Source organism: Streptomyces sp. NPDC051286, from assembly GCF_044455345.1.
GTDB lineage: Bacteria > Actinomycetota > Actinomycetes > Streptomycetales > Streptomycetaceae > Streptomyces.
The window spans coordinates 44,097-52,383 of record NZ_JBITER010000045.1 but is presented as its reverse complement, the minus strand read 5'-3'; the positions used below and the strand labels follow the sequence as shown (position 1 = coordinate 52,383).

7 protein-coding genes are annotated in these 8,287 nt (G+C 70.9%); 3 read left to right on the top strand and 4 right to left on the bottom strand.

Features of this window, described 5'->3' with window-relative positions:
* Positions 1–268: 268 nt before the first annotated feature.
* Complete coding sequence (locus tag ACIBB8_RS30880; RefSeq protein WP_398957704.1) at positions 269–808, bottom strand: hypothetical protein; 540 nt, start codon at positions 806–808, stop codon at positions 269–271.
* A 171-nt stretch (positions 809–979) separates the two neighbouring features.
* On the opposite strand from ACIBB8_RS30880, the gene ACIBB8_RS30875 reads away from it, so the two are divergent.
* Together ACIBB8_RS30875 and ACIBB8_RS30870 are read left to right on the top strand one after the other, a co-directional pair.
* Positions 980–1,636 carry a response regulator transcription factor gene (locus tag ACIBB8_RS30875; RefSeq protein ID WP_366691739.1) on the top strand — a complete coding sequence of 219 codons (657 nt, stop codon included), beginning with the start codon at positions 980–982 and terminating at the stop codon, positions 1,634–1,636.
* Complete coding sequence (locus ACIBB8_RS30870) at positions 1,633–2,925, top strand: sensor histidine kinase (protein ID WP_398957701.1); 1,293 nt, start codon at positions 1,633–1,635, stop codon at positions 2,923–2,925. The genes ACIBB8_RS30875 and ACIBB8_RS30870 overlap by 4 nt, the downstream gene beginning before the upstream one ends.
* Positions 2,926–2,952: 27 nt before the next feature.
* On the opposite strand, the gene ACIBB8_RS30865 is transcribed toward ACIBB8_RS30870, so the two are convergent.
* Positions 2,953–4,620 (bottom strand): amidohydrolase, encoded by a 1,668-nt coding sequence (locus tag ACIBB8_RS30865; RefSeq protein WP_398957699.1) that lies wholly within the window; start codon positions 4,618–4,620, stop codon positions 2,953–2,955.
* 88 nt (positions 4,621–4,708) lie between these two features.
* Positions 4,709–6,046, bottom strand: a complete 1,338-nt coding sequence (locus ACIBB8_RS30860; protein WP_366691737.1) for an MFS transporter — start codon at positions 6,044–6,046, stop codon at positions 4,709–4,711.
* Positions 6,047–6,255: 209 nt separating this feature from the next.
* On the opposite strand from ACIBB8_RS30860, the gene ACIBB8_RS30855 reads away from it, so the two are divergent.
* Entirely contained in the window at positions 6,256–7,146 is an 891-nt protein-coding gene (locus tag ACIBB8_RS30855) for a LysR substrate-binding domain-containing protein (protein WP_398957696.1), read from the top strand.
* A 301-nt stretch (positions 7,147–7,447) separates the two neighbouring features.
* Here ACIBB8_RS30855 and ACIBB8_RS30850 read toward each other — a convergent pair whose 3' ends face one another.
* A complete protein-coding gene (locus ACIBB8_RS30850; RefSeq protein ID WP_398957694.1) occupies positions 7,448–8,260 on the bottom strand; it encodes a hypothetical protein in 813 nt (270 codons plus the stop codon).
* Positions 8,261–8,287 lie beyond the last annotated feature (27 nt).

Sequence of the window (8,287 nt, the reverse complement as noted above, 5' to 3'; positions counted from 1 at the left end):
GTTGCTCTGCGCGAGGCCGGGGGCGCGGGGGGGGGGGGTTTGGGGGGGGGGGGGGGGGGCGTGGGGGGGGGGGGGGGGCGGGCGGGGGGGCGCCCCCCCCCCGCCCCCCCCCCGCCGCCCAGGCCGAGGCCCGCGGCCGCTGCCCCACCTGTGGCGACCACGAGGAGGGCGGTGGTGGCGGCGATCTTCCCGCCCCGTCGCTTCCGGCGGGGTGCCTCTTCCGTTCCGGGCGACGGCTGGTCCGCCGCAGTGGCGGCTGCGGGCTCGCTCATCCCTGCTCCTTCTTCTGCACGTTGCCGTTGCGCAGTCGCTTGATGATGTCCTGGCACGCCTTGTCGGCCTTCTTGAAGTCCGGGTCCCCGGTGATCGAGTTGTCGAGCCGCATGCCGCCGTCCCCGGGGTCGGGGAAGTTCTCCACGCCGTTCTTGCGCATGCACTGCGCGTACTTCCGCATCTGCTCCTGGGCCTTGGGGTCCTCGTTGGGGGAGCCGGGGCCTCCCTGGGGCATGTACTTGCGGCATGCCTGCATGGCCTTGTTCAGGTCGGTGCTGCCGTCCCCCATCACACGCATGGGCTTACCGGGCTGCGGGTCCTCCATGTCCACGCCGTTCTCCCGCATGCACCGGGCGAACTTCACGCCCGACTCCTGCTTTTCCTTGTCGGTCTGGCTGCCCTCGCTCCTGCTGTCTTTCTTGTTTCCGTCGGCCGAGGCCACCTTGGCGCCGCCGTCATCGGAACCGCATCCGGTCAGCACCAGGGCCAGGGCGAGCGGCAGTGCCGCAAGCACGCTGCGGTTGAATGTGCGCACGTCGTCGTCTCCTCTTCGTCGCGGCCGGCTGCAGTGCCGGTCTGGAAGGGAATGGAAGACGGTGGCGCGTTTCCTTGTTGTTTCCTGACGAAAAGGAAACAACCCGACCCGCACCATGGGCTGTTGTGAACGTCGGACGGTCCGTACACCGAGGAGAAGGGCAGGGGACGTATGCGGGTGCTGGTGGTGGAGGACGAGCCGGTCCTCGCCGACACGATCGCGGAATGGCTGCGTCAGGAGGCCCACGCCGTCGACGTCGCACACGACGGCGCCGCCGCCCTGGAACGCACGGACGTCCATGCCTACGACGTCGTCGTCCTGGACCGGGACCTGCCTCTGGTCCACGGCGACGAGGTCTGCCGCCGGCTCGTCGCGAACGGGGCGTCCTCGCGGGTGCTGATGCTGACCGCCGCCGCGGACGTCACCGACCGGGTCGTCGGGCTCGGTCTCGGCGCTGACGACTACCTCACCAAGCCCTTCGCCTTCCCCGAACTCGCCGCCCGCGTCCTGGCCCTGGGGCGGCGCAGCCGCCCCGCGGTGCCGCCGGTCCTGAGCCGCTCGGGAATCACCTTGGATCCGGCGCGCCATGAGGTCTTCCGGGACGGGCGGTACGTTCCGCTTGCACGGAAGGAGTTCGCCGTACTGGCCGAGCTGCTGCGCGCGGACGGGGCCGTGGTCTCCGCCGAGCATCTGCTGGAGAAGGTGTGGGACGAGCACGCCGACCCGTTCACCGGTGCGGTCCGCCTCACCGTCCTCAAACTGCGCCGCAAGCTGGGAGACCCGCCCGTCGTCGAGACCGTCACCGGGGTGGGGTACCGCATCCCATGACGCCCGGAGAGCCCGTGAAACCCCTGAAGCCCCGGAAACTGCTGCCGCGCCGCATCACCCTGCGAGGCCGGCTCACCCTGATCTACAGCGGTATGTTCCTCGCCGCGGGGGTGGTCCTGCTCGGTGTCACCTATGTCCTGTTCAGTCAGCAGCTGAGCCCGCAGGGCCCCAAGGTCTTCAGCGGTCGCAGCCCGGCCACCCCGCCCGCCACCGTCTTGCCTCCTGCCGACGGCGCCGTACGCATCGGCAGCGATCCGGGGAAGTGGATGAAGGCCCAGGAGGACAAGCTGCGCGACGCCGCGACCACCTCCCTGATCACCCAGGGCGGCATCGCACTCGCCGTCGTCGGCAGTGTCGCTGCGGGATTCGGCTGGCTCATCGCCGGCCGTGTCCTGGCCCCGCTGCACCGGGTCACCGACACCGCCCGGCGTATCGCCGCCGCTCCGGTCGCCGACCGCGGGCTGCACGAACGCATCTCCCTGCGTGGCCCCGACGACGAGGTCAAGGACCTCGCCAACGCCTTCGACACCATGGTCGAACGCCTCGACCGCTCCTTCGACGGCCAGCGGCGCTTCGTGGCCAACGCCTCCCACGAATTACGCACACCTTTGACCCTGGGCCGCGCCCTGGTCGAGATGGCCATGCACCGCAGGACCGCCTCGCAGGACGTCAAGCGGCTCGGCGAAGACCTGCTGCAGATCAACGCCCGGCATGAGCAGCTGATCGACGGCCTGCTGCTGCTGGCCACTTCGGAGAACGAGGTCATCGAGCGGCGTCCGGTCGATCTGGCCGACGTGGTCGCCCATGTGGTGACGCAGACGGCCCCGGAGGCGCAGCAGGCCGGGGTCACCCTGCACGAAGAGGCGCACGAGGCGGTCACCGCCGGCGATGCCCTGCTGCTCGAACGACTCGTCCAGAACCTGGTGGAGAACGGCATTCGGCACAACTTTGGCCACGGCGGCTGGGTACGGGTGGCCAGCCGCACCCGCGACGACGGCAGGATCGAGATCGACGTCGCGAACACCGGCCCCGTGGTGCCTGCGTACGAGATTCCGGCCCTCTTCGAGCCCTTCCGCCGCCTGGGCAACGAACGTCTGGTCACCGCCAAGGGAGCGGGCCTCGGCCTGTCCATCGTCCGCTCGATCGTCCGCGCCCACGGCGGCGACGCCACAGCCCGCCCTCACGAAGGCGGTGGCCTGGTCGTCACGGTCACCCTGCCACCCGACTCCACTCCACCGCACCCCGAGGCATGGACCGCCCCGCCCCAAGGCCCGACTCTCCGGATGTGAACACCAGTCCGAAGGCGGTGATCCCTTCTAGGATTCCTCTGCCGCGGAGACTTTCAGCGCCCCCGAGTCGTGGGCGACTCGTCCGCCGACGACGGTCGCCCCCACGGTCAGCTCCCTTATGCGTTCGGGGGCCACCCCCAGCAGGTCGTCGCTGAGGACCACGAAGTCGGCGAGCATGCCCCGGGTGAGGGTTCCCTTGATGTGCTCCTCGTGGACGGCATGGGCCGAGCCGACCGTGTACGCGCGCAGTGCCTCCTGCGCCGTCACCGCCTCGTGCGGGCCGATCGGCATGCCGGAGGCGGTGCGCCGGTTCACCATGTCGTGGATGCTCAGCAGCGGGTCGCCGGCGACCACGGGGGCATCCGAGGAGCCGGGCAGCACTACGCCCGCGTCCAGGAAAGACCGCATCCGGTAGGCCAGTTGGCCCCGAACGGGGCCGAGTGCCGCCAGCAGGCCGTCACCGGTCTCCGACAGGAACCGGCCCTGCGGTACCGGGATCAGGCCCTGCGCCGCGATCCGGGCGACCTGCGCGTCGCTCGTCACCGCCGCGTGCTCGATCCGGTGACGCACATCGGCGCGCGGATACAGCCGCCCCGCCTCCTCGTACGCATCCAAGACGATGTCCAGGGCGGCGTCCCCGATGGCGTGCGTGGCGACCTGCCAGCCGCAGCGGTGCGCCTCGACGATGTACCGGCGGATCTGTTCGCGCTCGTACTGGAGCAACCCGCTGTTGCCGGGGGAGTCGTGGTAGTCGCAGCACATCGCGGCCGAACGGCCGATCAGCGAACCGTCCGAGAGGATCTTCGTCGGCCCGATGCGCAGCCACTCGTCGCCGAAGCCGGTGCGCAGACCGAGGTCGAGGCCGTACCACCTGGCGCCCGGTTCGAAGACGCCGCAGTTGCGCAGTGCGGTGATGTACGGCATGACCGTCATCCGGACGCCGAGCTGGCCCCGTTCCCGTGCCCGCATGAAGGCGTCCAGGTCGGCGGGCCCGTTGCCGATGCCGTCGGTCACACCGATGCCCGGCTCGGTCGCGCTGGTCAGGCCGACCGCGAGGGCAGCCTCTGACCCGGCGGCGATGTTCGCGATCCACTCCTCGGCGGGCGCCGGCCGGAGCACTCGCTCGACCAGTTGCATCGCGGTCTCCTGGAGCAGGCCCTCCGCGCGCCCGTCCGCGCCACGCACGACCATGCCGCCGGGCACCTCGGGCACGGTGCTGAGATCGGTGAACCCGGCCCGGGCGAACGCCTCCGTACTGGCCACGGCCATGTGGTGCGAGGTGTGCACCAGCCAGACCGGACGGCCCTGGGCTGCCCGGTCGAGCGCCTCGGCCGTCGGATGGGCGCCGATCTTGTTCTGGTCGTAGCCCGCGCCCAGCACCCAGGCGTCGGCCGGCAGCGTCGCGGCCCGCTCCGCCACGGCCCGGTACACCGCGTCGAGGCCGGGCGCGGCGGCGTACGAGACGTCCAGCTCGCGCAGCCCCTTGCCGACCATGCTCAGGTGGTGGTGCGCGTCGTTGAAGCCGGGCACGGCGTGCGCCCCGCCGAGGTCGACGACCATGTCGGCGGTGCAGCCCCGCAGTTCTTCGTCGAAGGCGGCGATCCGGCCGCCCAGGACGCCGATGGAGCGAGCCGTGGGGCGGTCCGGGTCGAGGGTGGTGAACCGTCCATTGTGGAACACGGCGTCGAGGCGCACGATGGTCAACTCCTTGGGGGATGGGGTCCGGCGGCCGCCGCGGCCGGGAAGGCAGCGCGGCGCCACCGAAGGTCTGGTGCGGTGGAGGTCAGACGGCTGCCGGGACGGGCCGCTCCTGAGGCGCGCGCCGTTCGGTGAGCCGGGCGAGAGCGGCGACGCACGCCGTGGTGACCAGCAGCAGGACCGTGTAGAACCCGGCCACGGGCCAGACGGAGCCGCCGCCGGACGTCAGCAGGGACTGGGCCACCAGCGGGGTCGTACCGCCGATGAGGGTCGAGCACAGCTGGTACGAGAGCGAGATGCCGGTGTAGCGGACCCGGGAGGGGAAGGCGCGGGCGAGGAAGCCGGCGAGGACGGCGTAGTACCCGGAGCCGCTGATCGTGGCGAGCGCGATGCCGCAGAAGACAAGGACCGGCCGCGCGGTGTTGATCAGCAGGAACATCGGGACGGCGGCGACGGCGTTGGCCAGCAGCGAACACACCATGAACCGGGCCTCGCCCACCCGCTCGGAGATCAGCGCGGCGATCGGCTGCCAGGTGAACTGCACCACCGAGAGCGCCAGGAGGATGTACAGCATCGTCTGCCGGTCCATGTGCAGCTCATTGGTGGTCCAGGAGAGCACGAACGTGTTGGTGAAGTACGCGGCGGAGATACCCATGATCGAGGCGCCGATGCCGAGCAGCACGGTCCGCCAGGCGGTGCGCAGCACCTCGGCGATCGGCAGCTTCACCACGTCGCCGCTCTCCCTCACACGCTCGAAGTCGTCCGATTCCTCGACCTTCAGGCGGATCACGAGGCCGACCACGACGAGCAGTCCCGACAGCAGGAACGGCACGCGCCAGCCCCACGACAGGAAGGCCGCGTCGTCCAGGGTGCCCGCGGCGAGGAAGACCAGCGTGGACAGGATCGCCCCCGCCGGGGAGCCCTGCTGCACCAGCATGGCGAAGAAGGAACTCCGGCCCTTCGGTGCGCTCTCGGACGCCATCAGCACCGCGCCGCCCCATTCGCCGCCCACGGCGATGCCCTGGACGGCGCGCAGCAGCGCCAGCAGCACCGGCGCGGCGACCCCGATCTGCGCGTGGGTGGGCAGTACTCCGACGAGGAAGGTGGCGGCGCCCATCAGCAGCAGTGTGGTGACCAGGGTGCCCTTGCGGCCCATGCGGTCGCCGAAGTGGCCGAAGATGATCCCGCCGAGCGGCCGGGCGAGAAAGCCGACCCAGAACGTCGCGAAGGAGGCGAGCACACCCGCGGCGGGCGACACGTCGGGGAAGAACAGCTTTCCGAAGACCAGCGCGGACGCCGTTCCGTAGATGTAGAAGTCGTACCACTCGATGGTGGTGCCGACGAACGAGGCGAGACCGGCGCGGCGGGCCTGGCGCGAAGCACGGGTTCTCCCGGCGGCAGCGGCAGGGCGTGGGACGTTCATGGATCCTCCGGCGGGGACATGCAGACTTCGGTGAAGGGGCCGCCGGACGGTGCGAGAGGATCGGGCGGGGAGGCCTTCGGTGAAGGTGTCAGGACGGTGAACAGGACAGTCACAGTTTGAATTCGGCCACCCATGCCGTCTAATACTTGATTGCTAACATTCCCATGCCTTTGAGGCATGGCACCTCGCGAGGCGTCCGGGAGGTCGTCATGGAACTACGGGTGCTGCGCTATTTCCTCGCCGTCGCCGAGACCGAGTCGGTCACCGCCGCGGCCCGCCAGGTGCATATCGCCCAGCCCTCCCTTTCTCGCCAACTGAGTGCTCTGGAAAGGGACTTGGGTGTCTCTCTGTTTGCTCGCCGCCCCGGTTCGCTGACCCTGAACGCTGCCGGCCGGCGCTTCCGCCCCATCGCCCAGGACCTGGTGCGCCGCGCCGAGCAGGCTGCCGAGACGATGGTCGCCGTCGGCCGGGGGGAGGGGGCGGCGCTCACCGTGGTCGCTGCCCCCTCCACGGTCGCGTACCTCCTGGCCCCGTTCATGGCGGGCGCCGCCGCCGGGCCCGCCCTCCGCGACGCCATCCAGGAGGAGCCGAACAAGGTCTTCGACACGCTGATGCGCAGCGACGCCGACCTCGGTCTCTCCACCACCCCGGCCCCGGCCCCGCTGGAAACGGCGTTCCTGGGCCGCACTCCCGTCATCGCCCAGGTTCCCGCCGATCACCCCTGGAGCGGACGCACCGCGATCACCCTCGCCGAGCTGGTCACCGAGCCGCTGATCCTGATGACTCGTTCCAACGCGGCCCGGCTGGTTGTCGACGAGGCTGTCAGCCGGACGGGCCTCACCCCTGCGGGTGTCACCGAGACCGGCTCCTCGGCCTTCGCCCAGGCGCTGGCCGCGGCGGGCCGAGGGGTCTGCCTGGTCACCGACGGCGCCCGCTTCGGTCTCGAGGAACTGATCGTGGACACGCCAGACGGCCCGCTGACCGTCCCCCTGTACGCGGGCTGGGACGCCTCCCACTACGCCCGCTCCTCCATCCACGCTCTGGTCGACGGCCTGCGCGCCTTCTGTGACCGACATATGCGGCGGTTCCCAGGACTGTGACCCCGGCTGCGGCCCCAACTGTGACCTGGGCCGACCGGGACGGGACCGGGCGCGATGCACTGCGGGCGTGCTCCGACGGGTCCGCCGCACGCGCGGCGCGTTTCGGGGCGGTCAGTGAGCATCGAAGCGCCTTACGGCTCTCCGATGCCAAGGCCGAACAGGAGTCCCCAGTGCTTTAGGGCCTGTTCTGAGTTCCCCGTCGTCCGCGCGAAGCACGGGCGCAGCGGTGGTCGGTGCGTGCGCCGTGCGGCGAGCGTGCGTGCCGGGCGTCGGGGCGCAGGCGGGGAACTCAGAACAGGCCCTAGTTGGCCCGGCCGTGCTCAGCGCCAAGCTGAGCGGCGGCCAATGAGGTGCGAGACTGATCGCGGTCCCAGAGCAGGGCCGCGATCGTGGCCGGGAGCGCGATCAGTGCCCAGAAGGCCACCGTCATCACCACTGCCGTCCAGGCGTCCCAGATACTGCCGGCGACGAACCCCGCGGCGAGCGATGCGGCCACCACGCCCACGCACTTCGCCAGACTGAATCGGACCGGCGGTGGGAAGGGGCGGCCGGTGGCAAGGCAGCGGGCCCGCCGGGCGCTGCCGAACGCGGCGATGAAGCCCAGGATCGCTAGCCAGACACCGGCCAGCGTGAGCCCGACGAGCATGGTGGCCTTCTCGTCCGGCAGTCCGGGGAGCGTCTCGCTCACCCCGTCGTGGCTGACGGCGACCTGGACATTCCGCCAGGTGGTGACCTCCACCTCGTCCCCCGGCTTGATGAGCTCCGACAACTCGCCGTGCGAATCGAGGTGCATCGGCCGATCGGCGGGGGCCGGAACAGGAGCCCGCAACTGCACGCGGAACACCGTCGCTTTGCCGCTCTTGACGCGCTCGGCGGAGAGAGCCGTCCCACGGATCGTGTGCAGGCAGCCTGCCGTGCCCCCTGCTGCCTCCCCGCTGCCGCACGGCTGTGCATCCAGGAAGGCTCTCTCATCGGCGATCCGTTCGGGGACCGGAATGCTCGGGGCCACCGAGACCGCCAGCAACACCAGTCCGAGCAGCGCCCAGGCCACCGCACGCAGCCACGCTTTCCCGGACCGGGCCGACCCCAACTGCTCCGCCGTCTGCACAGCCATTTCCGTTGTCCCCCCGTCGCTCCGGGA

Bases quoted from the DNA above. Each gene is read 5' to 3' on its own strand.
- ACIBB8_RS30875 (WP_366691739.1), top strand. From the start codon at position 980: ATGCGGGTGCTGGTGGTGGAGGACGAGCCGGTCCTCGCCGACACGATC.
- ACIBB8_RS30870 (WP_398957701.1), top strand. From the start codon at position 1,633: ATGACGCCCGGAGAGCCCGTGAAACCCCTGAAGCCCCGGAAACTGCTG.
- ACIBB8_RS30860 (WP_366691737.1), bottom strand. From the start codon at position 6,046: ATGAACGTCCCACGCCCTGCCGCTGCCGCCGGGAGAACCCGTGCTTCG.
- ACIBB8_RS30855 (WP_398957696.1), top strand. From the start codon at position 6,256: ATGGAACTACGGGTGCTGCGCTATTTCCTCGCCGTCGCCGAGACCGAG.
- ACIBB8_RS30850 (WP_398957694.1), bottom strand. From the start codon at position 8,260: ATGGCTGTGCAGACGGCGGAGCAGTTGGGGTCGGCCCGGTCCGGGAAA.